The organism is Halopenitus malekzadehii (assembly GCF_900108505.1).
GTDB lineage: Archaea > Halobacteriota > Halobacteria > Halobacteriales > Haloferacaceae > Halopenitus > Halopenitus malekzadehii.
The window spans coordinates 300,977-325,653 of sequence record NZ_FNWU01000001.1 but is presented as its reverse complement, the minus strand read 5'-3'; the positions used below and the strand labels follow the sequence as shown (position 1 = coordinate 325,653).

At 66.9% G+C, this 24,677-nt stretch carries 25 protein-coding genes and 2 pseudogenes; 13 read left to right on the top strand and 14 right to left on the bottom strand.

Annotated features, from left to right (window positions below; translation table 11 throughout):
* Positions 1 to 61: 61 nt before the first annotated feature.
* From BLW38_RS01700 to BLW38_RS01675, 6 genes and pseudogenes are all read right to left on the bottom strand, one after another.
* Positions 62 to 874: a 23S rRNA (uridine(2552)-2'-O)-methyltransferase gene (locus BLW38_RS01700; protein ID WP_092813400.1), complete on the bottom strand. Its 813-nt coding sequence runs from the start codon at positions 872 to 874 to the stop codon at positions 62 to 64.
* Between the two features lie 152 nt (positions 875 to 1,026).
* Positions 1,027 to 1,521: a GNAT family N-acetyltransferase gene (locus BLW38_RS01695; protein ID WP_092813398.1), complete on the bottom strand. Its 495-nt coding sequence runs from the start codon at positions 1,519 to 1,521 to the stop codon at positions 1,027 to 1,029.
* Positions 1,518 to 1,994, bottom strand: coding sequence for a peroxiredoxin family protein (locus tag BLW38_RS01690; protein ID WP_092815473.1), 477 nt, complete (start codon positions 1,992 to 1,994; stop codon positions 1,518 to 1,520). The genes BLW38_RS01695 and BLW38_RS01690 overlap by 4 nt, the downstream gene beginning before the upstream one ends.
* Before the next feature lie 3 nt (positions 1,995 to 1,997).
* A pseudogene (gene samp2, locus BLW38_RS01685) lies at positions 1,998 to 2,207 on the bottom strand (ubiquitin-like small modifier protein SAMP2); the annotation flags it as partial.
* Positions 2,208 to 2,325: 118 nt separating this feature from the next.
* Positions 2,326 to 3,765: an aldehyde dehydrogenase family protein gene (locus BLW38_RS01680; RefSeq protein ID WP_092813396.1), complete on the bottom strand. Its 1,440-nt coding sequence runs from the start codon at positions 3,763 to 3,765 to the stop codon at positions 2,326 to 2,328.
* 193 nt (positions 3,766 to 3,958) lie between these two features.
* Positions 3,959 to 4,315, bottom strand: a complete 357-nt coding sequence (locus BLW38_RS01675) for a winged helix-turn-helix transcriptional regulator (protein WP_092813394.1) — start codon at positions 4,313 to 4,315, stop codon at positions 3,959 to 3,961.
* Positions 4,316 to 4,490: 175 nt separating this feature from the next.
* Between BLW38_RS01675 and BLW38_RS01670 the strand changes: the two genes are divergently transcribed.
* The 5 genes from BLW38_RS01670 (at position 4,491) to BLW38_RS01655 (ending at position 11,125) form a co-directional block, all read left to right on the top strand.
* Entirely contained in the window at positions 4,491 to 5,324 is an 834-nt protein-coding gene (locus BLW38_RS01670) for a VOC family protein (RefSeq protein ID WP_092815470.1), read from the top strand.
* Between the two features lie 196 nt (positions 5,325 to 5,520).
* Positions 5,521 to 8,733: a replication factor C small subunit gene (locus BLW38_RS01665; protein ID WP_177167394.1), complete on the top strand. Its 3,213-nt coding sequence runs from the start codon at positions 5,521 to 5,523 to the stop codon at positions 8,731 to 8,733.
* Positions 8,734 to 8,742: 9 nt separating this feature from the next.
* On the top strand, positions 8,743 to 9,273 hold the full coding sequence (locus BLW38_RS01660; protein ID WP_092813392.1) for a metallophosphoesterase: 531 nt from the start codon (positions 8,743 to 8,745) through the stop codon (positions 9,271 to 9,273).
* A gap of 524 nt (positions 9,274 to 9,797) precedes the next feature.
* Positions 9,798 to 9,926, top strand: coding sequence for a DUF7859 family protein (locus BLW38_RS16630; RefSeq protein ID WP_280537438.1), 129 nt, complete (start codon positions 9,798 to 9,800; stop codon positions 9,924 to 9,926).
* A gap of 2 nt (positions 9,927 to 9,928) precedes the next feature.
* Complete coding sequence (locus tag BLW38_RS01655; protein WP_092813389.1) at positions 9,929 to 11,125, top strand: inorganic phosphate transporter; 1,197 nt, start codon at positions 9,929 to 9,931, stop codon at positions 11,123 to 11,125.
* A 60-nt stretch (positions 11,126 to 11,185) separates the two neighbouring features.
* Here BLW38_RS01655 and BLW38_RS01650 read toward each other — a convergent pair whose 3' ends face one another.
* Complete coding sequence (locus BLW38_RS01650) at positions 11,186 to 12,577, bottom strand: hemolysin family protein (RefSeq protein ID WP_177167393.1); 1,392 nt, start codon at positions 12,575 to 12,577, stop codon at positions 11,186 to 11,188.
* 147 nt (positions 12,578 to 12,724) lie between these two features.
* Between BLW38_RS01650 and BLW38_RS01645 the strand changes: the two genes are divergently transcribed.
* From BLW38_RS01645 to BLW38_RS01635, 3 genes are read left to right on the top strand one after another with little or no spacing between them, the layout of a single operon-like run.
* The gene (locus BLW38_RS01645) at positions 12,725 to 12,991 is read left to right on the top strand and encodes a glutathione S-transferase N-terminal domain-containing protein (RefSeq protein WP_092813384.1); all 267 of its coding nucleotides are present in this window, start codon (positions 12,725 to 12,727) and stop codon (positions 12,989 to 12,991) included.
* A gap of 1 nt (position 12,992) precedes the next feature.
* Positions 12,993 to 13,505, top strand: a complete 513-nt coding sequence (locus BLW38_RS01640; protein WP_092813382.1) for a redoxin domain-containing protein — start codon at positions 12,993 to 12,995, stop codon at positions 13,503 to 13,505.
* A gap of 7 nt (positions 13,506 to 13,512) precedes the next feature.
* Positions 13,513 to 14,193, top strand: a complete 681-nt coding sequence (locus BLW38_RS01635; RefSeq protein WP_092813381.1) for an L-threonylcarbamoyladenylate synthase — start codon at positions 13,513 to 13,515, stop codon at positions 14,191 to 14,193.
* Between the two features lie 92 nt (positions 14,194 to 14,285).
* Here the strand turns inward: BLW38_RS01635 and BLW38_RS01630 are convergent, their stop codons facing one another.
* Entirely contained in the window at positions 14,286 to 14,984 is a 699-nt protein-coding gene (locus BLW38_RS01630; RefSeq protein ID WP_092815464.1) for a CRISPR-associated protein Cas4, read from the bottom strand.
* 187 nt (positions 14,985 to 15,171) lie between these two features.
* Positions 15,172 to 15,816, bottom strand: coding sequence for a hypothetical protein (locus tag BLW38_RS01625; RefSeq protein WP_092813379.1), 645 nt, complete (start codon positions 15,814 to 15,816; stop codon positions 15,172 to 15,174).
* A 150-nt stretch (positions 15,817 to 15,966) separates the two neighbouring features.
* Between BLW38_RS01625 and BLW38_RS01620 the strand changes: the two are divergent.
* The 4 genes and pseudogenes from BLW38_RS01620 to BLW38_RS01605 all read left to right on the top strand — a co-directional run.
* Positions 15,967 to 16,140, top strand: a pseudogene (locus tag BLW38_RS01620) (ribbon-helix-helix domain-containing protein); the annotation flags it as partial.
* A 55-nt stretch (positions 16,141 to 16,195) separates the two neighbouring features.
* The gene (locus BLW38_RS01615; protein WP_092813375.1) at positions 16,196 to 16,912 is read left to right on the top strand and encodes a queuosine precursor transporter; all 717 of its coding nucleotides are present in this window, start codon (positions 16,196 to 16,198) and stop codon (positions 16,910 to 16,912) included.
* A gap of 97 nt (positions 16,913 to 17,009) precedes the next feature.
* A complete protein-coding gene (locus tag BLW38_RS01610) occupies positions 17,010 to 17,369 on the top strand; it encodes a thiol-disulfide oxidoreductase DCC family protein (RefSeq protein WP_092813373.1) in 360 nt (119 codons plus the stop codon).
* Between the two features lie 64 nt (positions 17,370 to 17,433).
* Positions 17,434 to 18,468 carry a threonine aldolase family protein gene (locus BLW38_RS01605; RefSeq protein WP_092813370.1) on the top strand — a complete coding sequence of 345 codons (1,035 nt, stop codon included), beginning with the start codon at positions 17,434 to 17,436 and terminating at the stop codon, positions 18,466 to 18,468.
* An 84-nt stretch (positions 18,469 to 18,552) separates the two neighbouring features.
* On the opposite strand, the gene BLW38_RS01600 is transcribed toward BLW38_RS01605, so the two are convergent.
* The 4 genes from BLW38_RS01600 to BLW38_RS01585 all read right to left on the bottom strand — a co-directional run bounded on the left by BLW38_RS01600 (position 18,553) and on the right by BLW38_RS01585 (position 23,009).
* Positions 18,553 to 20,829: a (Fe-S)-binding protein gene (locus BLW38_RS01600; RefSeq protein ID WP_092813368.1), complete on the bottom strand. Its 2,277-nt coding sequence runs from the start codon at positions 20,827 to 20,829 to the stop codon at positions 18,553 to 18,555.
* 134 nt (positions 20,830 to 20,963) lie between these two features.
* Positions 20,964 to 21,680, bottom strand: a complete 717-nt coding sequence (locus BLW38_RS01595) for an energy-coupling factor transporter transmembrane component T family protein (RefSeq protein ID WP_092813366.1) — start codon at positions 21,678 to 21,680, stop codon at positions 20,964 to 20,966.
* Entirely contained in the window at positions 21,677 to 22,402 is a 726-nt protein-coding gene (locus BLW38_RS01590; protein WP_092813364.1) for an energy-coupling factor ABC transporter ATP-binding protein, read from the bottom strand. The genes BLW38_RS01595 and BLW38_RS01590 overlap by 4 nt, the downstream gene beginning before the upstream one ends.
* A gap of 25 nt (positions 22,403 to 22,427) precedes the next feature.
* Positions 22,428 to 23,009, bottom strand: coding sequence for a biotin transporter BioY (locus BLW38_RS01585; RefSeq protein ID WP_092813362.1), 582 nt, complete (start codon positions 23,007 to 23,009; stop codon positions 22,428 to 22,430).
* A gap of 406 nt (positions 23,010 to 23,415) precedes the next feature.
* Here BLW38_RS01585 and BLW38_RS01580 point away from each other — a divergent pair, with 406 nt between their 5' ends.
* Positions 23,416 to 23,991 (top strand): MaoC family dehydratase, encoded by a 576-nt coding sequence (locus BLW38_RS01580; RefSeq protein ID WP_092813359.1) that lies wholly within the window; start codon positions 23,416 to 23,418, stop codon positions 23,989 to 23,991.
* A gap of 62 nt (positions 23,992 to 24,053) precedes the next feature.
* Here BLW38_RS01580 and BLW38_RS01575 read toward each other — a convergent pair whose 3' ends face one another.
* Positions 24,054 to 24,602, bottom strand: coding sequence for a zinc ribbon domain-containing protein (locus BLW38_RS01575; protein ID WP_092813357.1), 549 nt, complete (start codon positions 24,600 to 24,602; stop codon positions 24,054 to 24,056).
* Positions 24,603 to 24,677 lie beyond the last annotated feature (75 nt).

Below are 24,677 nucleotides of genomic sequence, written 5' to 3'. Positions count from 1 at the left end.
AGGCGGTCTCGAACGACCGGTCTCGATCGCCGCTGCCGAGACCGGGGGCAACCGACCGGACTCAGTCGACGCGCTCGGCGAAGCCGAACCGCGGCTTGACGTCGTCGACGACGATCTCGACGGTCTCGCCGGCCTCGGTGCCGGGCACGAACAGCGTGTAGCCGTCCACCGTGGCGATCCCGTCGCCCTCGTCGCCGACGTCCTCGATCTCGACCGAAACCCGGTCACCCGCCTCGACGGGCGCGGTCATCAGCCCCTTCGCGACGAGGTACACCTCCGAGGAGGAGTCGCGCGAGGCGGGCGGGGAGACGACGCGGACGTACTCGAACTCCGCCTCGATGTCGTCCTGAAGCGCCTCGAGATCCTGCCCCTGGAACACCTTGACGACGAGATCGCCGCCGGGCGCCAGGAGGTCCAGCGCGACCTCGAACGCCTGTCGTGCGAGGTGGACCGACCGGGCGTGGTCGAGGTTGTACTCGCCAGTCATATTCGGCGCCATATCCGAGACGACGACGTCGGCCCCACGGTCACCGATCGTCTCGCGGAGGCGGTCCTGGGTCTTCGCCTCGGTCATATCGCCCCGGATCGTCTCGACGCTCGCGACGTCGCCGTCGCCCCAGTCGTCCTCGCCCCCATCCGCATCCGGATCGAGATCCCGGATTCGCTGGAGGTCGACGCCGACCACGGTCCCACCGGCGCCGACGCGCTCTGCGGCGACCTGCAGCCAGCCGCCCGGCGCCGCGCCCAGGTCGACGACGGTGTCGTTCCGGTCGAACAGCGAGGCCGTCTCGTCGAGTTGCCGGAGCTTGTAGGCGGCCCGGCTGCGGTAGCCCTCCTGCTTGGAGCGGTTGTAGTACTCGTCCTTCCCGCTCATGGATGCCTCCCCGATCCCCGTGGATCAGTCCGGGAATCGGCCGCTGACGAACGCACGTTCATACCGATCGTGACGTGGTCGACCCGGAAAGGCACGTCGAATGGGGTCGACACCGTGTGAACACCAGATCGCCGCTACCCGCCGGCCCGCCGTTAGCGTCGATCGATCGCTCCGACGTCGACGACGCCACGCAGCCGGTCGGCTCCCTCGACCGGCTCGATCCGGAACCCGAGGTCGGCGTAGAACTCACGGAGATCGCTCTCGAAGGCGGCGGTGAGTCGGGTCACCTCGCGTGCCGCAGCCAGGTCGATCGCGGCCCGCACGAGCGCGGAGCCGATTCCGGCCTCACGCCGGTGGCGCGTGACGGCCACGGCGTCGACGTGAAGTCGGTCGCCGCACGCACTCCGAGACGGTTCGTCGCAGGGCACCAGGGAGAGTGCCCCGACGACGGTCCGGGCTCGTTCGTTCCCGGACTCAGGATCAGTCTCCGCAAGGAGGACGCGGCCGGCCTCGATCCCGGACCGGAGTGTCTCGGCGTCGACCTCGAGCAAGGCACCCTCGAGAACTCGGAGGACATCGACGGCGTCGCCCGCCTCGGCGGGCCGGATCGCGATCCCCGCTGGCGGGTCGCTCGAGGGGACCCTCACGCGAACTTCCGCGCCTCCTCGAGGATCGCATCGATCCCCGGTCGGTCGCCAGGGTGGGACCCGGTGTACCGCCAGAGAACTTCGGGCTCCCGGCGCAGATCGACGAGCACGACCTCGGGCATCCGGCCGATCAGGTCGATCCGCCGGCCGATCGGGCCGAATCGGCGCGACTGGCCGTACTGGCTCGCGATCTCGGTCTCCGGGTCCGCGATGAAGGGGTAGGGAACGTCATACTCCGCCACCCACTCGGCAGCCCGCTCGCGGTCCTCCGGCAGGATCGACACCGCCTCGACGCCGGCCTCGCGGAGCGAGTCGTGGTTCGAGACGACGGCCTTGACCTGCGTGCGACAGTTCCCACAGAGGTGGTCGCGGTGGAACAGCAGGACCGCAATATCCGTTTCGAGGTCGGACAGGGCGAACGGGTCCGGTCCCGGACCGACGTTCGCGCCCTCGAAGTCGACCGTCTCGGGCACGTAGCCGCGCCCGGACCCGCCCTTGATGAGTCGGAGGACCGTCACGCGCTCGGCGTCGACGGCGCGGTCCTCGGGAACCGGCGACCCGTCGACGAGCGCAGCGGCCTCCTGGGGGCTATAGCCCACCGACCGGATCAGATCGGCGTAGGTATCCTCGGGCTCGCAGGCGAGCTCGTGGGTCCCCTCGCCGATGACCTCGACGGTGACGTGCATACCCGTGCTCGGGCCCGGATCGGGTTGAACAGATCGGTTCCCGCGGCGACGGGCCGCGGCGACGGGCCGCAGCGACGAGGCACGGCGAGGCGCGACGACGGGCCACGGCAAATGGACCCTACTCGCCGAGGTTGACCGAGATGCTCTTGGTCTGTGAATACGAATCGAGGGCTTCGAATCCCTTCTCACGGCCGATCCCACTTTTGGCCATTCCGCCGAACGGGGTTTCGACGGACCCGCCGAACCACTCGTTCACGTAGACGCTTCCCGCGTCGACGTCTCGAGCGACGTTCAATGCCCGTTTGACGTCCCGGGAGAAGACGCCACCGGCGAGTCCGAACTCCACGTCGTTCGCAATCTCGACCGCCTCCTCGCGGTCCGAAAACGGAATCACCGCGAGAACCGGCCCAAAGATCTCCTCCTGCGCGATCCGCATATCGTTCTCGACGTCCGAAAGCACCGTCGGCCGGAGGAAATGGCCGTCACGGTCGAGCGGTTCGCCGCCGGTTTCGAGCGTCGCCCCCTCCTCCAGACCGACATCGACGTATTCCAGGACGGACTCGAAGTGCTCGGCGTGGTTGAGCGGCCCCATATCGGGATCGTCCTGCCCGGGGCCGAGCGTGTACGACTCCGCCTGGTCGACGATGCGGTCGATGAACTCGTCGTAGACCGATTCGTGAACGATCGCCCTGTCGGCCGCCGAACAGATCTGACCGGCGTTCGTGAAGATCCCCGTCGCGATCCAGCGCGCGGCGTCATCGATATCGGCGTCGGCCATTACGATGGCGGGATTCTTTCCACCCAACTCGAGCGTGACCGGCGTGATCGTCTCCGCGGCGGATCGCATTACCGCTTCTCCGGTCGGGACGCTCCCCGTGAAGGTGAGTTGATCGACGCCATCGTGTGCGGAAAGCGCTGCTCCCGGTTCCGCTCCACCGGTGACGACGTTCACCACGCCGTCCGGAACGCCGGCGTCCGAACAGATCTCCGCCAGAGACAGCGCGGAGAGGGGCGTCGTCGGTGCGGGTTTGACGACCACCGTATTCCCGGCCACTAACGCCGGGGCCATCCCGCGGGCAGTAATGCTCAACGGGAAGTTCCACGGGATGATCTGGCCGCTTACCCCGTACGGTTCCCGCGTGGTGAGGTTGAGGCTCCCCTCGTCGAGCGGAATGCTTTCGCCCTCGAGCTTGTCGGCGGCGCCAGCGTAGTATTCGAAGTATCGAGCCGCGTCCGCAACGTCGTCGCGGGCCTGTGTGAGCGGTTTCCCCTGGTCTCGACTCTCGATGGCAGCCAGTTCGCTCGCGGCGTCTCGAATACGGTCCGCGACGGCGCGAACGATCCGACTCCGTTCGGCAGGTGGTTTCGAGCGCCAGGCCGGGGCCGACTCCCGGGCCGCGGTCACTGCGCGGTCGACGTCCTCTGCCGTTGCCGCCGCAACCGTCGTGACCTCGGTTTCCGTCGCAGGGTCCATCGTCGCGAACCGTTCGTCGGTCGACGCAGTCGTCCAGTCGCCATCGATGAACAGGTCCCGTCCAGTGGTCTCGAGTACGGACATTGGCTGTTTCAATGACGTTGTATCATAAATACCTTCGGCAAAATGAAACCATATTTAATTTATAAACGCGTATAAATGGCGCAAAATGACCGAAGTAGTAATCAAATATATTTACACCACCGTACCAGAGTTACTCGTCCGTGGCAAGACTCGTACCGTACGAAGATCCATCGTGTGAACGCGGCAGCGGACGTCACTCGATCCAGTCCGCTCCCCACTCGTCCAGGGCGTCGAACACGGGGCAGAGCTCACTCCCCTTCTCAGTCAGCGTGTAGTAGCTGGCGACCGGCGACTCCAACTCCTTGCGGTTGTCGATGAATCCGTCGGCCTCCAGGTCCTCGAGGACGCGGGACAGCGTGTACGAGCTCGCTCCCGTCGATCGTTTGAGCTCGTTGAATCGCTTCTCGCCCTCCCGGAGGTCGTTGAGGACGACGAGCTTCCACTTCGATCCCACCGCTTCGACCGCTCCAACGACGTTACAGACGTCGGCATTGCGCCGCTCGACGTCGGACTGCTCCTCGGCATCCGTCTCGGGTGGTTGGGCCGCCATAACCTGGTCACATACTTATAACCGGATCTATAAGTCGGTTTGGTTCCAAACTAGATAACGTAATGGAACTACAAAACGCGACGGTGCCGGGATTCGGTGCCTCCGGGACGATCGATCGACCTTGGACTGGGAGGGAGGCGTAGTGCCCTCGGGGGGAGACGAAGTGCCCTCGAAGATGGATGGATTGCCCCCGGAAACGCGCATCGGACGAACCGCGCTCACGGTGTCGGAGCTCACGGAGATGATTGACTTCTATCGGGACGTCGTCGGACTCACCGTTCTCAATCGCTCCGAGACGACCGCAGTGCTCGGCGTCGAGGGGTCTCCGCTGCTCGTGCTGGAGCACGACCCGGATGCGTTCGCTCGGCACCGGTCGGGAGCGGGGCTGTTTCACAACGCGTTCAGGGTCCCCTCGCGCGGCGCGTTGGGCGACGCGTTAGCCCGCGTCCAGGAGCGCTGGCAGCTCGGCGGCGCGTCGGACCACGGCGTGAGCGAGGCGCTATACCTCACCGACCCGGAGGGCAACGGGATCGAGATCTACCGGGATTATCCGCGAGAGGAGTGGCCCCGCAGCGACGATGGAACCGTTCGGATGGGGACGTATCCCCTCGATCTCGAGCCAGTGACAGCCGCTGCCGCGGGCGAGTCGGAACTCCCCGCCGGAACGGATGTCGGCCACGTCCATCTCGAGGTCTCCTCGCTTGCGTCGTTCCGGGACTTCTACGTGGACCGGATCGGATTCGAAACGCAAACCACCATGCCGGCCGCGCTCTTCGTCTCCGCCGGCGGCTACCACCATCATCTCGGCGCGAACACGTGGAACCACCGGTCCGGACCGACCGAGGGGAGAGGGGTATCGTGGTTCGAAGTGGTGCTCCCCGACGCGGCGGCGATCGAGGCACTCGAGAGCCGACTCGCGGACGGCGAGTATGCCGTCACCGAGGTGGACGACGGCATCTCCGTCACGGGACCGGACGGGATCGAGGTGCGGTTCCGCGTCGGGACGTAGCGATCAATTCCACCAGGTTAGAGGTGATAAATATACGCTGCAGTGGCAGTATTCCGCTTATAACTGAGCGTCGTGACGCTACCCGCGCTCGCAACCGTCGAGTCGTTCCTGGCGGTCACCGTTCCGTCGAACGGTTGGCCGCCAGCCAAACCGGCGTCTCGGTTCGTTTATGACCCTGCCGGCGGTGGTCCATCGTATGAGCGAGCCCGAGGAGCCGACGGATGCCGAGGCCGGGGCGTCGGACACGGATGCTGAGACGAAGACGTCGGACACCGATACCGAGGCAGGGACGTCGGACGCGGACGCCGCGACCGCGACCGGCCGGGAGATCTGGATCGAGAAGTATCGACCGCAGACCCTCTCGGACATCCACGGTCACGAGGACATCATCGAGCGGCTCGAAAGCTACATCGAGCAGGACGACCTGCCGCATCTGCTTTTCTCCGGGCCTGCCGGAGTTGGGAAGTGTGTTACCGGAGATACGCCGGTTCTGACGGGTGATGGCGTCCGTCGGATCGAGGACATCGTCGGCGACATCGAAGGGTTCGCGACGCCGTCAAGCGATCTCTCGGTCGCGACGTTGACGGATCGAAACGAGTTCGAATTCGTCGCACCCTCGGACGTGTTCGCGAAGGAAACGGACGAACTGGTGACGATCGAAACCCGAGATGGTGGCGAGTTCCGGGTAACGCCGGAACATAAGCTGCACATCATCACTGAGGACGGACTCGAGTGGGTTCCGGCAGCCGATCTGGAGGCCGGCGATCGAGTCGCGCGTCCGCTATCACTTCCCGCACCGGAACCGTCGTCGCTCCCGGAGCCGAAACCGTCGTCGCCCTCGGAACCGGATCCATCGTCGTCACCGAGTATGGGGACGCAGTCGCAGCTCCGCTGGTTCGAGGAGATGGATCCGGACCGCACCGAAGTCACGCTCGCGAGGGAGTCGCTTTCGGGCCGTATCTCAACGCTCGACGTCGAGTGGGCGACCGGATCGGCGACGGAGCCGATTCCCCTCTCCGAGCTTCACGCGTGTGACTTGCAGCCGAACGACTGGGTCCCCGCGGTGGAAGCGATCGAATACGTCAACGCCACCGGCCACCGATCGCGGTCGATCACGCCACCGACCGCCGTGACGCCGGAGCTCGCGCGGTTCGTCGGGCTCACGATCAGCGAGGCACACATCGACGGCGGGGAGATCAAGTTCTACAACACCGACGAGGAACTCCTCGATGCGTTCGAAACCACCGCACGGACGCTCTTCGAGGTGGATACCGAACGCGGCCGTCGGAAGGACGTCCCATACGTTCGCATCAGTTCACGAACGCTCACGCACTATCTCGAGGCGGTCTTCGACGTCTTCGCCAGCGCATCGGGTACCGGGACGTCGGCGATCGGTTCCGCGATCGTCTCGGCGGACGACGCCTCGCGAGCGGCGTTCCTCCGTGCCGTCTTCGACGCCGAGGCTCATATCGCGGCAAACGGGATCATCGAACTCACACAGCGAAACGCGGACCACATCACGTTGGTGGCCTACCTGCTTTCGACGTTCGAGGTCCCGTGCCGGCGAAAAACTGCCCAAAAGGCAGCGACGAACGGAACCGGGATCGAACGGACCTATCACACCCTTTATATCTCGGGGGCGAACACTCTCGAGACGTTCGCCGACCGGATCGACTTCTCGATCGGATATAAGGCTGACCGCCTCCACGAACACGCTGCCAAGGACGCGAACACGAACCACGACACGATCCCGGCACAGATGGTGCTTCGGGAACTGTGTGACCGCCTTGACATCCCCGTTACCGACCACCTCCCGAAATCACTGAACCCGGAGACGCCCGGACGGGAGCGGTACTGTACGGTCCTCGACAATGTCGTTACGGCCGCAACCGACCGGATCGAGGACGTTCAGCGAGGACTGGAGCGGCTCGAGCGACTGGAGCCGATGATCGCGGAAACGACCAGCCTCCCCGCGACGTGGGTCGGCACACGAAGCGACCTGGAACCGATCGAGACGCGGTCGACGATCGCCGAATCGACCGGCGTTCGATCCGACCGACTCCTCGAATACAGCGACGGGCGACGAACTCCGTACGCGACGCGTGCACTGCAGGTGCTCGATGAGCTCGACCGACCGCTCGAGAAGGCGGCACTCGAGACGGTCCAAGCGGAGCTACGGACCTGCCGGGATCTGATCGGCGCCTCGAACGAGGAGATCGTGTCGGGTCTCACGTTCGAGTCCCCGGATCTCACGAACCTGCTGAACACCGATGATCACGCGGTACGGACCGTTACACGATTCGAGCGCGTCGCCGAGCAGCTTCGGGTGGCGGCGCTGGACCGGCTGTCGGTCGAGACGATCGAACTACTCGAGACGGCGAGTCGGATCGCAGATGCGGAGCTCTACTATGATCGGGTCGAGTCGGTCGATCACGTCGAGACCGAGGAACGGGTTTACGACTTGACGGTCCCGGAGACTCGGAATTACGTCGCCGGCGAGGTCCCAACCGTGATGCACAACACTACCTCGGCAACGGCGATCGCCCGCGAGATCTACGGCGACGACTGGCGCGGGAACTTCCTCGAGCTCAACGCCTCCGACCAGCGCGGGATCGACGTGGTTCGGGACCGGATCAAGAACTTCGCGCGATCGTCGTTCGGTGGGTACGATCACCGGCTAATATTTCTTGATGAGGCCGACTCTCTCACCGATGACGCCCAGTCAGCGCTCCGGCGGACGATGGAGCAGTTCTCCGACAACACCCGGTTCATCCTCTCGTGTAACTACTCCTCGAAGATCATCGATCCGATCCAGTCGCGGTGTGCCGTCTTCCGGTTCTCGCCGCTGTCGGATGAGGCGATCGCGGCCCAGGTCCGGGAGATTGCCGCTGCCGAGGACATCGAGGTGACCGAGGCGGGCGTCGACGCGCTCGTGTACGCCGCAAACGGCGATATGCGTCGTGCGATCAACTCCCTCCAGGCAGCCGCGACGACCGGCGACGTCGTCGACGAGCAGGCCGTCTACGCGATCACGGCGACCGCCAGACCCGAGAAGATCGAGTCGATGGTCACGGACGCGCTCTCGGGAGACTTCTCGAAGGCGCGCGCGACCCTGGACACGCTGCTCACGGAGACCGGGATGGCCGGCGGCGACGTGATCGACCAGCTGCATCGCTCGGTCTGGGAGTTCGACCTCTCCGAGCGCGAGGCGGTCCGGCTGATGGAGCGGATCGGCGAGGCCGACTACCGGATCTCCGAGGGGGCGAACGAGCAGGTCCAGTTGGAGGCGCTGCTGGCCGCGCTCTCACTGCCCGATGAGGACGGAACCGCGGCCGGAGATGCCGGCAATGGCGGCGATTCGGGATCAGGGACGACCGAGCGCCGCCACTCCGACGCCGAGGGGGCCTGAGCGTCCCCGATGCTCACGATCGTCTCCGACACCCACAGCACGGACGGTCATCGCCTGACTGGACGCACGCTGCGTGCGGTTCGGGAGGCCGACATCGTGATCCACGCCGGGGACTTCCACCGCGAGCCGGTGTTCGACGCGTTCGACGCGGAGACGGACACCCTCCGTGCGGTGTTCGGGAACAACGCCGACGCCGCGATCCGCGACCGGCTGCCCGAGGCGCGAACCGTCGAGTACGCCGGCGTCAGGTTCGCAGTGACCCACACCCGCCGCGGCGGCGAGACGGCGCTCGCGCTGTTCGGCCGCGAACGGGCCGCCGACGTCGTGGTCTTTGGACACAGCCACCGACCGACGATCACTGAGGCGGGCGACGTGACGCTCGTGAATCCGGGGAGCCACGCACAGCCGCGCGGCAACAGGCCGGCACACGCCGAGCTCGAGCCGATCGATGGCGACGGCGGTCTCGAGGGACGGCTGGTGACGCCCGACGGTGACGTCTTCGAGCGGTTTCGGGTTCACGGGACCCCGGCGCAGGAGTGAGAACTTCGACCCGGGAGCGAGTGATCGTTCCCGCGGACGCGGGTCACGACCCGGGAGTGACGTGCGGATCGGCCAGTGTGGAGCTGGGCAGCCGGCTCTCGGGACGGGACACTGAAAAGGGTCGACGACACCGCGCTCGGCGATCGGGACGGAGCACGGAACGGGGGGTCGTGCGGTCAGTGGGGGGGTTCGAATCGCGTCGATCAGGCACGACGGTGGGAGGGTCGTCGATCGCACGTCGTGGGGGGACACGACGGGTGTATCGGGGATATCGTTCGTCGCGTGCTCGTGATGGTGGTTCGTGGGAAGATCGCGGCTGACGGTCGGCGACGCGTGACCGCGTCACGGCGTCACGACCGCGATCGGAGGGCCGAAGCGGGTGTCGCGAGTGAATCAACGGTTGCGGGGAGTATATATCCGCGCTAAGAACAAACGACGGTTTTAGTCACACATCGATCGGCGGCGTTGACGCCGACCGGGACGCCGAAACGCATAACACCACGCCGGAAGTAGCCGGGTGATATATGGACTCGCCCGATCCGCTGTTCATCGGCCTGCTGATCGCGTTGGCGGGCTTTTTCCTCTTCGCGTACCTCCTCGTCCGACGCACGCTGTTGAGCCTGCGTGAGGGCTACGAGGACGGACAACGGTAACGATGGCGCTCGAAACAACCGCCACGTTCGCCGTTGCAGGGCTCGCAAGCCTCTTCATGGCGTGGGCTATCGGTGCGGGATCGTCGGGGTCGACGCCGTTCGCGCCGGCGGTCGGCGCCAACGCGATCTCCGTGATGCGGGCGGGGCTCGTCGTCGGCGTCCTCGGCTTTCTCGGCGCGGTGCTGCAGGGTGCAAACGTCACCGAGGCGGTCGGGACGGAACTGATCGGCGGCGTCACGATCACCGCGGGCGCGGCGATCGTCGCGCTGCTGACCGCGGCCGCACTCGTCGCGATCGGGGTCTTCACCGGGTATCCGATCGCCACGGCGTTCACCGTCACGGGAGCCGTCGTCGGCGTCGGTCTCGCGATGGGCGGGGCACCGGCATGGGCAAAATACACCGAGATCGCCACGCTCTGGGTCCTCACCCCGTTCGTCGGCGGCGGGAGCGCGTACGTCGCCGCTCGGGCGCTCCAGAACGACCGGATCCCCGAGCGGGCCTTGACCGGAGTCCTCGGCGGCATCGTCGGCGTCATCCTCGGAAACATCGGGTTCGCGTTCCTCGGCGCCGCGGACGAACAGGGGTCACTCGCGGGAACGCTCGGTTCGGGCCTCCCGGTCGGGTCGCCGTTCGGGATCGACCTCGGTCCGATCATCCTGACGCTTGCGTGTGCAGCGATCGTCGGCACTGCCGTGTATCTCGACATCGGTCGCGATCGAGACGGCGGTCAGCGACGGTTTCTGCTGGCGCTCGGCGGGCTCGTGGCGTTTTCGGCCGGCGGGTCACAGGTGGGTCTGGCGATCGGGCCGCTGGTCCCGATTCTCGATGAGGCCGCGATCCCCCTCTGGGCAGTCCTCGTCGGCGGCGGAACCGGACTCCTGTTGGGATCCTGGACCGGGGCGCCGCGGATGATCAAGGCGATCGCTCAGGACTACGCGTCGATGGGCCCGCGACGGTCGATCGCGGCGCTCATCCCCTCGTTCGCGATCGCACAGACCGCCGTCGCGTTCGGCATCCCCGTCTCGTTCAACGAGATCATCGTCTCGGCGATCGTCGGGGCCGGCTACGCGGCCGGCGGGGCCGGCGTCAGCAAGCGGAAGATGGGCTATACGGTGCTCGCGTGGATCGGGTCACTTGCGGTCTCGTTGACCGTCGGCTTCGGTGCGTACTGGCTGCTGGCGGCGATCGGTGTGGTGTGATCACTGGCGGCAATCGGCGTGGTATGCTCGCGATGGGTCCGGGTCCGGAGCCAACGCCCGTCAGTTCGGGTCGGACTCCGGCGGTTGTTCGACCGGCGCGTCCTCATCCTCGACCTCGACGGACGCCTCGGCTCCGTACTCGTCGGTGACGGTCACGCGGGCCTTCATGATCCGCGTGTTGTCGACGCGCTCGATCCGGATGTCGACCCCGTCGTAGGCGATCGACTCGCCCTCCTCGACGAGCCGGCCGGCGCGGTTGAAGACGAAGCCGGCGAGCGTCTCGAACTCCTGGCCCTCCGGGAGGTCGATCCCGAGGATCTCGTTGACCTCGTCGATGTTCACTTCGCCTTGCACCATCGCGACGTTCTCCTCGATGAACTCGATCGGTTCGGGCTCGTCACCCTCGAGGATGTCGCCGACGATCTCCTCGACCATGTCCTCGAGCGTGATGATCCCCTCGGTCGTGCCGAACTCGTCGATGACGATGACCATCTGGAGCCGGTTATCCTGCATCTCCTCGAGGAGTTCGTCGGCGTTTTTCGATTCGGGCACGTGTAGCGTCGGCTTGACGACCCGTTCCAGGGAGGGTTCGCCCTCGGCGTATCGGAGCTCGCGGACCAGGTCCCGGACGGTGACGACGCCAACGATGTTGTCGAGGTTCCCCTCGTAGATCGGAACGCGCTCGTGATCCGACTGGACGCACGTCTGGATCGCCTCCTCGACGCTGGCCGACTTCGAGACGGCGGTGACGTCGAGCCGCGGCGTCATCACCTCCTTGGCGATCGTGTTGTTGAACCGGAAGATGCGGTCGAGCATCTCCCGTTCGTCCTCCTCGATGACGCCCTCGCGCTCGCCGGTCTGGATGATGTTCTGGATCTCCTCGCGGGTGACGTAGGTCGACTCGATCGCCGCGCGGCCGCCCGTGATCCGGTTGATGATACGGGTGAGGTAATCGAAGAGGATCACGAGCGGGAGCAACAGCCACTCGGAGTACTGCAGCGGCCGGGCGATCCGCAGCGACCACGACTCGCTGTGTTCGACCGCGTAGGACTTCGGTGCGGTCTCGGCGAACAGCAGGACGACGGCCGTGATCCCGAAGGTCGTCGCGACGATCGCTTGGCCCTGCGAGAGGTAGAAGCCGAACATCGACGTGGCGATCGCCGAGGTCGCGATGTTGACGATGTTGTTGCCGACGAGGATCGTCACGAGGAGTCGATGCGGGTTCTCGCGGAGCTGTTGGACGGTTCGTGCGCCGCGGACGCCCTCCTCGACGAGGTTGTCGACGCGATGTTTCGGCAGCGAGAACATCGCGATCTCCGAGGAGGAAAAGAAGGCGGACAGTCCCAGGAGCACGACGATCGTGAGCGTCCCGATGATCGTCCACGTCGTCGTACTGACCGCCTCGATCTGGAGGGGTCCGATGGCCAGCAGCATATTCGGCGACAAGCCCATTCTCGTTACACCTGCGGGTGGCAACGGTTAAATGATTACGTCTGACGTCCGGATCGTCCGAGCCACGCATACCGACGAACTTGACCGATCACCCGCTGCGGACCCGATGGCGACACGGTTACCCCGTCGGCGTTCATACTGAGTGATATGCCCGACCAGACGACTGACATCACGCTGTACCGGCTGCAGGCGTGCCCGTTCTGTGAACGGGTCGTGCGAACCCTCGACGAACTCGACCTCTCGTACCGGTCACGGTTCATCGAGCCGATGCACTCGGAGCGGAACGTCGTCAAACGCGTCTCCGGCGCGCGAACGGTCCCCGCGATCGTCGACGAGACGACGGGCGTGACGATGTCGGAGAGCGCGAACATCGTCGAGTACCTCGAGACGACCTACAGCGAGGGAGGTGCCTGAGATGGTTGATTTCGACGTCGTCGAACTCCCGGAGGCGGACCACGTCGAGACGGGAGAGACCGCCCCCGAGTTCACCCGACCACTCGTCACCACGGAGTTCTGGGAGGACCGATCGCTGTCGAGCCTCCTCGAGAACGGCCCGGTCCTGCTCGTCGCGTATCCGATGGACGGCGCCTTCCCGGCGACGTACGTCTGGAACGAGATCGCCGACCGAGGGTGGACCGACGCGATCGACGTGGTCGGGATCGGTATCTCGACGCCCTACGAACACGGCACGCTGCTCGAGGAGCGCGACGTCGATGCCCGACTGTTCTCCGATCCCGGCGCGGAGGTCCTCGAGGAGTACGGAGTTACCAACGACCTCGACGGAATGGCCGGGATCGTCGACGCCCGCCCAGCCGTGTTCGCGATCGACGAGGATCGAACCGTCCGCTACGCGTGGGTCGCCGCGGAACATCCCGAGTTCCCGCCCTATGACGCGATCGGCGAGGCGGTGGACGACCTGACCGCCTGATCCGCCGATGGACGACCAGCCACGAACGGCGGAACGGACGAGTTCGGCGGAGTCGGCGGAACCGGCGGAGCCGGCTGCGGCACGCGAGGCCCTTCCCAAGGACGTCCGGTCGACGATCGACCGTGCGGCGACCGCGATCGCCGACGGCGATCTCGTGGTGTATCCCACGGAGACGGTCTACGGACTCGGCGCCGACGCGCTCGCCCCGGATGCCGTCGAACGCGTCTTTGAGACGAAGGGGCGCGACCGCGCGAAGCCGCTCTCGTTCGGCGTCGACAGCGTCGACACGGCGCTCGAGCACACGCGGCCGACCGAGCTGGAGGCTGCCTGTCTCCGCGAATTCCTCCCCGGACCGGTCACCGTGATCGTCGAGCGGGCGGCGACCGTTCCGGACGTGCTCACGGCCGGCCGCGACCGGGTCGGGATCCGGATCCCGGATCACCCGATCGCGCTCGCGCTGTGCGACGCGGCTGGACCGATCACCGCCACGAGCGCGAACCGGTCGGGAACGGGCAGCGTCCGTAACCTGTCGGCACTCAACCCGGAGATCCGTGACGCCGTGGCGGTCCTGATCGACGGCGGCGAAACGCCGGGGACCGAAAGCACCGTCGTCGAGCCGGAAACGGGGACGATCCATCGACGCGGCGCCAATGCGGACGCGATCGCGGCCTGGCTCGACGATCGCTGATCGCGGCCTGGCTCGACGATCGCTGATCGCGGCCTGGCTCGACGATCGGTTGCGAAGCCGTCGACGGCGGGACCCTTCCCGTCGATCCACGACTACAGCCCAAGCCGGGAGCGCAGCGAGCGCGTCTCGGTGCCACACTGATCCCGATACTCGCAGGGCTGACACCGGTCGTCGGAAACCCGTGACGGCGGCCCGTCGATCCCGCGAGTGGTCCGCAGCGCACGTCGATAGGCGGCCTTCGTCCGAACCGACAGCGTGACCTCGCGGACGACGCCGACCGCCGGGTACTCGACGAGAGCGCGGTGGATCTCGCGTTCTTCCTCCCAGGCGAGCGCCTTCGCGATCGCAACTGCCCGGACGGTCTGGGGCTCCCAGACGCCCTGATCGGGCGGCGTTCCGGGCGAGGCGAACGTCGGTATCGGCGGATCGTCGGCGTCGGTTCCGGAGAGCACCTTATGCGCGATCCCGTGACAGGACCGGCCGACGAGAAACGCCCGTGTTCGGTCCGGGATCGCGAGCGAGCGCCACGGGATCCCGAACCGGTCACGAAGGCCGCCGTCGCGAAGCGTCCGAAGGCGGTCGCGGTAGACGGTCGGCCGGACGTCGATCGTCCGATCGACGAGGTCGGCATCGCTCGCCGCGACCGAATCCGGGTATCGGAACGCGAGGTCGATCCGGGACCGCTGTGCATCGGGGATCGATCGGTCCGGCTCCTGTCGCGCGTAGTAGAGCTGCCGCGGACAGTAGGCGGCACGCGTCAGGTCGCCGAAGGCAACCGATCCCGACGGGATGCGGTCCGACCGGTCGGCCGATGCCGGACGGGTGGCGTGGCTGGACGACGCGTCCGCCGTCGTGTCGGTCGGTGGCGTCTCGGTGTCGGGGGTAGTCGGTCGTGAGGGGGCGTCGGACACGGGCCGTCTGCGTCGTCTCCCCGGATAAACCGTCGGACGGATCGGTCGATCGATGGACGGCCGTCGTTCAAAAGGAGACGTCGGTCTCGATGTCCTCGGCCGCCTCGCGCAGCCCGTCCTCGCGAGCGCCGGCGGCGAGCGATCCCTCGATGTCGGCGTCGGTGAGGAGATCGCGGAACTCGTCGCGGAAGCGGTGGTTCGCGCGCATCGAGGCGACGTCCGCCTCGGCGACGCGGCGATACCGCCGCACGGTCTCGGGATCGCTGGACAGCGCGGCGGCCAGCTCCTCGTCCGTGGCGCCCGCGAGCACGAGTCGCTTCACCTCGTCGTACGCGACCGGCGTCTCGCGGTCGGCGTCGGTGACGAGATGCAGGTCCGTTCGCGCGCGGAAGACGCCCGTCGCGTCGACGTCGGCAGCGGCGTTCTTCCCGATCTCGATCGACTCGTCGTCGCCGATCGCCGCCGCGATGACCGCGTCCGGCTCGTCGTCGAAGTGGCCCCGGACGACGCGCTCGTAGGCGGCGTCGGGAAGGGAGGTCGAGAAGCCGTATCGATCGCGCATCGTCGCGATCAGCTCGGTGAGCCGCTCCCCGACCGTCGCGTCGTCGCGCTCGAGCAGGGATCCGCGGTCGGCCGACTGCCCCTCGGTGACCGTCTCCGAGCCGGTCGCGTCGACGAACAGGTCCCGGAGATCCGCGGTTTTCTCGTCCATAGTGGCGGGAGAACGGGATGGAACGCCAAAAACGTGTCCCCCGCGGAACGACCGGATCGGTGATCAGGCGGAGTCGCGGAGTGATACTCCCCACGTGTTCTTGGAAGAATACTTAACGGCGCGGCGCAGACCGACGGGCAAGAGTTCAGTATGCCCAAGGTGAGCGTGGACATCCCGGAGGAACTGTTGAACGACCTCGATCGGCACGTCGGCGGCGACGGCAAGTTCGTCAACCGCAGCGACGCGGTCCGGGCGTCGATCCGAAAGACGCTGGACCGGCTCGACGAGATCGACGATCGCCACGGACGGCTCGACGAAGATGCTGACGGCGCCGAGACCGACGGGACGGGATGCCACGGAACGACGGACGAGGGGCCCGATGCGTAGCCCGGAGACACGGGATGCGGCCGGCACGCCCACGGACCCGACCAGCACGGCGGCGATCGGCCAAGTTGCCCTCCTGGCCCTGTTCGCGACCGCGCTCGTGACCTCGCAGTTGACCGCCGCGAAGATCCTCGCGATCCCGATCCCGATCACGCTGCCGGTCGTCGGGCCGGAGATCGCGTTGCCGGGAGCGGCGGTGGCGTACGCGATCACGTTCTTCGCCTCCGACTGTTACGCCGAGCTGTACGGTCGGCGTGCGGCACAGGTGATGGTGAACGTCGCGTTCGCGATGAACTTCGTCGTGCTGGCGCTCGTCTGGTCGACGATCGCCGCGCCGGCCGACGATCCGGAGTTCGCCGCGACGTTCGCGGCAGCGCTGGCCCCCGCGACGAACATCGTGGTCGGCAGCCTGCTTGCGTATCTGGTGAGCCAGAACTGGGACGTGATCGTCTTCCACGCGCTGCGCGATCGGACGGACGGCGCCCACCTCTGGCTCCGAAACCTCGTCTCGACCGCGACGAGCCAGGCGATCGACACCGTGATCTTCGTCGGCGTGGCGTTCGTGGTCGCGCCGACCGTCCTCGGGATCGGCGTCACGCTGCCGACCGCGGTCGTCGTGTCGCTGATCCTCGGCCAGTACCTGCTGAAGCTGCTGATCGCGGTCGTCGACACGCCGTTCGTCTACCTCGTCGTCCGTGCGGTACGCGGCTAATTCGTCGTCCCGTGCGTGGCCGCGGCAGACTCGTCGGCCGCCGGTGAGGGGACACCGGACCCGAAACGCCAAACCGACGGGGGACCGACGTATCGGTATGGCGACGCCACGTCTGGTCTACGACGACGACTGCGGATTCTGTAAGTGGTGTGTCCGGATCGCGTTGCGCCACGGCGAGTTCGATCCCGTCGGGTTCGCCGACCTCTCACCCGACCAGCGCGCCCGGCTCCCGGCCGAGTACGAGTCCTGTATGCACCTGCTGACCGACGACGCCGTCTATTCCTGCGGCGAGGCGCTCGAGCGCGTCGTCGGCCGGTTCGGGCCGGGCTGGCGGCGCGCGATGAACGCAGCTCGGCAGGTTCCCGGCTGGCAGCGGGTCCGCGAACGCGGGTACCGGTTCGTCGCCGATCGGCGCGCGATCTGGGGACGGGTTCGGTCGTGTGCCGACGTGGAGTGACTCGCTCCAGCCCGTCGATCGTCTCGGCCGGCATCACTAAGCCCGCGTGCACGAATCGATCGGTATGAAGTCGGAACTCGACGTCGACCTCCGGTCGGACACGGTGACGCGCCCCTCAGCGGAGATGCGCGAGGCGGCCGCGACCGCCGAAGTCGGCGATGACGTCTATCGCGGTGACCCGACCGTGCTCGAACTCGAGCGTCGGGTCGCCGAGACGCTCGAGATGGAGGCGGCCCTCTACGTCCCGTCGGGGACGATGGGCAACCAGATCGCCGTGCAGGTCCACACCGACCCCGGCGACGAGGTGCTGCTCGAGGGCGAGTCGCACATCTATCGCTGGGAACTCGGCGGCGCGGCCGCGCTGTCGGGCGCACAGACCCGCCCGATCGACGCCGGCGAACGGGGCGTTCCCACTCCGGAACAGGTCGAGGCGGGCCTCGTCGATCGCGACCTCCATCGTGCCGGGACCGGGCTGTTCGCGCTGGAGAACACGCACAACTACCGCGGCGGGAAGGCGATCCCGAAGACACGGATCGACGATGCCGCGGCGGTCGCCCACGACCACGAGGTTCCCGTCCACGTCGACGGCGCGCGGCTGTTCAACGCGGCGGTCGCGCTCGACACTCTCGCGGCCGAACTGGTCGAATCCGTCGATAGCGTGATGGTCTGCCTCTCGAAAGGGCTCGGCGCGCCCGTGGGATCGATGCTCGTCGGACCGGAGACGTTCATCGAGGAGGCGCGCCGCGTTCGCAAGCTGTTCGGTGGGGGAATGCGTCAGGCCGGGCTGATCGCCGCGCCCGGACTGTGCGCGCTGGAGAACGTCGACCGGCTGGCCGACGACCACGCGAACGCGGCCCGGCTGGCACGCGGACTCGACGACCTCGACGGGATCGAGGCGGCCGACCCGGAGACGAACATCGTGGTCGTGGACGTGTCGGAAACGGGATACACCGCCGCGGGGTTCCTCGAGGCGTGTACGGAGGCCGGCGTCGGGGGCGTCGAGTTCGACGACTACACCGTCCGTTTCACGACCCATCTGGACGTCGATCGCGAGGACATCGAGACCGCGATCGACCGGATCGCGACGATCGTCGGGTAGGCGAGTCGATCATCGAATAGTCACCTCGATCAGTTCGGGAGACGAGCCGGCCATGGGAGAGACGGGCCGGCCGTCGGATCGATCTTAGTCCGCCGCGGCCGGACCGCTGCCGTCGGCGGCGTCGTCATCGGCCGAGACCTCGCTGGCGGAGGCGTCCGGGAGTTTTCCGGACGTCTCGAGGGCCTCGAGCAAGAGTTCCGCCACGTCGACGACGTCGATGTCGTCCTCGAAGTTCCCGGTCTTGCGGCCGTCCTCGAACATCGTGGTACACATCGGACAGGCGACGACGAACTTCTCGACGGCGGCGCCGGCGTCGGTGTCCTCGAGCGCCTCGCGAAGCCGCTCCTCGCTCGGCTTCGTCTCCTCGTCGTGTTCCATCCAGAGCCCGCCGCCGCCGCCGCCACAGCAGAACGAGTCCGACCGCGAGCGCGGCATCTCCCGCAGGTCGGCGCCGGTGGCCCGGATGAGCTCGCGGGGGGCCTCGTACTCGTCGTTGTACCGGCCGAGGTGACACGGGTCGTGGTAGGTCACCGTGTAGTCGAGCTCGTCGCCCGAGAGCCCGAGACGGCCGTCGGTCACGAGCTCCTCGACGACCTGCGTCCAGTGTTGCACGTCGATCTCGCCGTCGGCGTTCCATCGCTCGTCGTACTCGAAGGGCATCATCGGGTCGTCGGCGAACTCAGCGAAGTCGAGCTCAGGATACTCGTTTTTCATCGTGTTGTACGAGTGCGGGTCCGTACAGACGATCGTCTCGAACTCGCACTCCTCGAAGGTCTCGACGTGGTGGCCGGCCAGCTCGAGGTAAAGGAACTCCTCGCCGATCCGGCGGACGTCGTTGCCGTCGTACTTCTCATCGTCGAAGAGGATCCCGAACTCGACGTCCGCGTGATCGAACAGCTTCGCGAGCGCGCGAGCGACCGTCTTGTTGCGCTCGTCGTAGCTCGGGTAATCGCCGACGTACCAGAGGTACTCGACCTCAGTCTCACGGGCGTCATCGATCTCGAACTCGAGGTCCTCCGTCCAGTCGCCGCGGGCGTCCGGGGAGTCGCCGAAGGTGTTGCCCGTGCTCATCACGTCCTGGAAGACGTCCTGTAGGTTCGAATCGAGCGCCCCCTCGTCGGTGAGCTGACGGTTGAGACGGGTGAACGACGTGAGGTGTTCGATGTCGACCGGGCAGGCGTCCATACAGGCCATACAGGACATACATGACTCCATCGATTCGGCCGCGATCACGCCGCCCTCCTCGGCGACGATCGGCACCGCCTCGGCGGTCGCACTGCCGCCGTCGGCGACCGCGCCGTCGCTGAGTTCGTCGGCCCGGGGCGGGACCGCATCCGGCGACCGGCCGATGACGGGGTCGTCAGCGACCGATTCCCGGTACGCCTTCAGATCGAGGATCACGTCGCGGGGATCGAGGTTGCGCCCGGACGCGTTCGCGGGACACACCGACGAACACCGGCCGCACTTCGTGCAGGCGTCCTGGTCAAGCAGCTCCTTCCAGGTGAAGTCGTCGAGCGATTCGGCGTTCGTGTGGTCGAGGTCGGCGGGAACGTTCGGGAGGCGTGCGCCGGCCTGCTCGTCACGGACCACCACGTTCGCGAACGAGGAGAGCATGTGGAACGGTTTCGCGTAGGGGATCCACGCGACGAACCCGAGCGCGAGCAGAGCGTGTTGCCACCAGATGACCGGATAGATCGCGGCCGCCAGGTCGGGCGTGACCCCGACCGCCTCGAGGCCGGTTGCCATCGTGAGACCGATGAAGCTGACCGACTCGGTCGCCCGGTTCGGCTGGCCGACGATCGCGGCCGCCTCCGCGATGAAGCCGCCGATCCCGAGCAGAAACAGCGACCAGACGAACGCGTCGTCCTCGAGTGAGGTGTGTTTGCCCCACAGCCGAGCGTTGTGCGTCCAGTAGCGCCGCCACAGTGCCATCCCGACGCCGACGACGAACAGGAGCCCGAACGCGTCGACGACGAACTGGTAGGCCAGATAGAACTCGCCCGTCCAGAAGGAGTCGCCGGTGAGGGGGCTATAGAGATCCATATCGACGAAGAGGATCGTCGTCGCCATCAGCAGGACGAGAAAACCCCAGAGGACGAAGGTGTGCATCACGCCGGCATACCGGTCTCGATCGAACTGCTTGCGGTTGGTTGCCACGATCAGTGTCGCGTCGACGATCCGACCGGGAAGGTTCGAGAGCCGGTCGACCGACGCCTCGCGTCCGGCGGCGTACCGGGCGAAGCGCGCATACACGCCGTACGTGAACACGATGACCGCGACGGTTGCCAGGACGTAGAAGATGGCCTTGCCCGTCGGGGAGATGGTCCAAAACGTCTCGCGGGTCGCCTGCAGCGGTAGCATAGTTCAATCGACCGTCGATCGGGTGTTAAATCTTGCCACTATCCGGCGGTTCCCACACGACGTTTCATCGCCGAGAGGTGATGGAGTCCCATCGCCGAGAGATGGTGAAGTCCCATCGCCGAGGGACGATCGGATCACGCGATCCGGACGATCGCCGCGACGACCAGCCCCGTCGCGAGCAGCACGACCGGTCCGTCAGCCCGCGAGAACCGAAGCGTCGGCAGCGTCGGATTCCACGCGAAACACCGCGCCGTCAACGCGGTCGCGAGCCGGTCGGCTCTACCGAGCGCGCGAGCGATTCCGGCGACCGCCACGATCCGCATCCGCCGGTGAACGGGGCGTTCAGTGCCGCACCGAGCGTGAACCGCCGCGCGCGTGCTCACGAGATCGTGACGGAGCAGCGGGAGGAAGCGAAAGACGAGCGCGACGCCGACGCCGAGAATCCGACCCGGACGTCCGGGAAGGAGCCACTGTATGGCTGCCCGAGACTCCCGAACCGGCGTGGACCGAACGAACGATCCAGCCACGAGCAACACGATCGCGATCCGGTAGCTCGCGAGCCCGGTGGAAAACGCGTCGGCGAGGTGGAACCAGGGCTGACCGATCGTAACGCCGGCGACGATCGGGGCGACGAGCAGGAACGGAGCGCTGAAGCGATACCCCCACGCGACGGTTCGAACGGTCTCGCCGGCAGCCCACACGCAGCCGACGGCGACGGTCGTGAGGACCGCCAGTCCCTGGGGAGTGGTGTACGCGTAGGCAGCCGTGGCGAAGGCGACCTGGAGGAACAGCTTCGAGCGCGGATCGAGCCGGTGAAACGCCGAATCAGCCGGAACGTACGTGAGGGTCATTCGGGGTCGTCCGGCCGTCCTCGTTCGAACGTGTTCTCCGGGAGAGCGACCGTCTGTGCGAGGCCGCCAGTCGCCGCAGCATCCGCCGCGATCGTGCCGTCGTCAAGCACCACGATCCGATCCGCGAGACCGAGAACGGATCGCGAGTCGTGGGTGACGACGACGACGCTCGTCCCCTCGTCGTGGAGCTTTTCGAGGCGGGAGCGAACCGATCGGCGGGCGGCAGCGTCGAGTCCGGTGAACGGCTCATCGAGCACGAGATGGGACGGCTTCATCGCGAGCGCGCCAGCGATCGCGAGTCGCTGTCGCTGCCCACCCGACAGTTCGTCCACCCGCGCGTTCCGTCGGTCGGCAAGCCCGACGGCCGCCAGCGCGTCGTCGACCCGCTCGTCGATCGTCTCGCGGTCGAGACCCAGGTTCTCGGGGCCGAAGGCGACATCGGCGGCAACCGTCGTCGCGACGATCTGGTCGCGTGGGTGTTGAAACACCATCCCGACCGCGCGCCTGGCGGCCAGCGGGTCCGTCTCGACGGGGGTCCCGTTCACGCGGACGGTCCCCGATTCGGGTGTGATCAGTCCGTTGAACGTCCGAACGAGGGTCGTCTTGCCGGCCCCGTTCGCGCCGGCGAGGATCAGGAACTCCCCGTCGGGAACCGTCAGCGAAAGGTCCTCGAGGACGCGAACGCCGCCGCGGTCGACGGTCACCGCGTCGACGTCGATCATACCACGAACATCGTATCGACGTCGATCATACCGCGGCCAAGGCGTCCGAACGCACGATCCCGATCACGGCCGCGATCTTGGCGGCTTCGGCGGGGAGGAAGACCAACGCACCCTGCACGGTCGCCTCGACCGGGCCGAGCCCGAGTACGAGCGTGAGCCCGGTCACGCCGGCGGCGTAGATGACGACCGTACCGGCTATCAGCCCGCCGACGAGCGTGGGAACGCCGACCGTCCCGAGGTCACGAAGCGTGGGTCCGCGATGGACGACGAAGCCGATGATCCCGGCCGCGACCGGGTACGACCAGAGGTAGCCGGCGGTCGCACCGACGAGATGCCCGATCCCGCCGGCACCGCCGGCAAAGATCGGGGCGCCGAGCGCGCCGGCGGCGAGATAGATGACCAACGCCGTCGCCCCCCAGACCGGCCCGAGCAACACGCCGGTGAGAAAGACGCCGAGAACCTGCAGCGTCACCGGCGCCGGGGAAAGCGGGAAGGGGAACGAGACGTACGCGAACGCCCCAACAAGCGCCGCGAACAGCGCGGCCCGGGCGAGGTTACGGGTCGATTCCTGGCCGACGAGGTCGACCGATTCCGAGGTGGTTGCCATACGCGACCGTTTCGGTAAACCAACTTTAGAGTGTTGGTTTACGAATCGATGATCGAACCGTAGTTCGACGATCGACGAATTCGGTTGGCGACGGAAGCCGACGGACGAGACGGACGACCGGGATCGGCGGCCGAGCAACCCGCCGGTCAGACGATCACGGAGACGACGCCGTCGTCGCCGATCACGAGAACGCCGAGGGCGACACGGACGCTCCAGAAGGAACGCGCTCCATGATCCACATCAGATATCGACGGTCAGGTAGCCGACGATGGCGCTGACCGAGAGGGTGACCGCCACGAGTGTGAGAAGGGTGTGACGCCGACGATCGATCCGCCTCCGAGGAAGCAGTTCGCGATCCCGATTCGGAAACGGAACCGGCTTGACCCCGGTTTCCATATGCCGCGATATGACCGATCGATCCGACAGGGGAGTCCCGAACGAGGGAGAGACGACGGTGAGCGAGGGCGAGACGACGGCGAGCGACGACGATACGACGACGAGCACCGACGACACGATCTACTTCGAGGACGTCGAACCCGGAACGGTGACGCAGTGTGGATCGACAACCGTCTCACGCGAGGAGATCATCGAGTTCGCCGAGGAGTACGACCCGCTCGACATCCACACGGACCTCGAAGCCGCCGCCGAGAGTCCCTACGGCGACGTCATCGCCAGCGGCTACCACACGCTCTCGCTATCGGTCCGTCTGCTCGTCGACGCCGCACGCGGCGACCGGGCAGTCATCGCCGGACTCGGGATCGACGACGTGCGCTGGCACGCGCCGGTTCGACCGGGCGACACGCTCGCGGTCGAGTTCGAGATCCTGGAGACGCGTCCCTCCGAGAGCAACCCCGCCGCCGGGATCATCCACGAGTCGATCACGGTCCGGAACGGGGACGACGAGACGGTGCTCACCCTGGAGAACAGCGAACTCGTCGAGCGGCGGGAGCCGGCCGACGAGGGTGAGGGAGGGGGTGAATGAGGGTGGAAATGAGGGAGTGAGTGATCGATCGGCCGCCGGACGGCACCGCGAAGCGTCCCGACCTACGACCCTCGTTCCACACCGTCGACGGCGTTCTCCTCGGCCGCCGGCAGCGGTTCGGTACACCAGTGACAGAAGTCGAGCTCCGCGTCCGTCTCCTTCCCGCAATGTGGACACGTCACCGCAGGCATCTCCTCGGGCGCCGCCGGAACCGCGTTTCGGGTCGGAGGGCGTTCGGTGCCGGTCGTCGCCGCCGTGTCCCCGGACCGTCGATCGGCGTGGCTACTCCCCGACTGGCCGTTCATCCCGCCACGACCGACGGTGGCGGTTCGAGCGCGGTCCCGGTCCCGTTTGCCGAGCACGAAGGCGTCGATCGCGGAGAGGACGACCAGGGCGGTGATCGGGAGCAACACGACGGACGGCACGCCCTCAGGGTTCGTGATCGGGTTGACGGGAGCCACGTTCGCGACCGAGTGCAGGGCGATCGACGCCCCCACGACCGTGACCAACCACAGCAGTGCCCGTCCCCAGCGCCGGAGGTACGCGTGGCCGAGTCCCACGATCGCAAGCGCCAGTGCGGCGGCGATCCATGGCCGCAGCCGAGTCACCATATCCGACGTTACGGGCGCGGCGTACTGAAACTTCTGGGTCGTGAACCGCGAATCAACGTCTTTTAAGCCCCAACC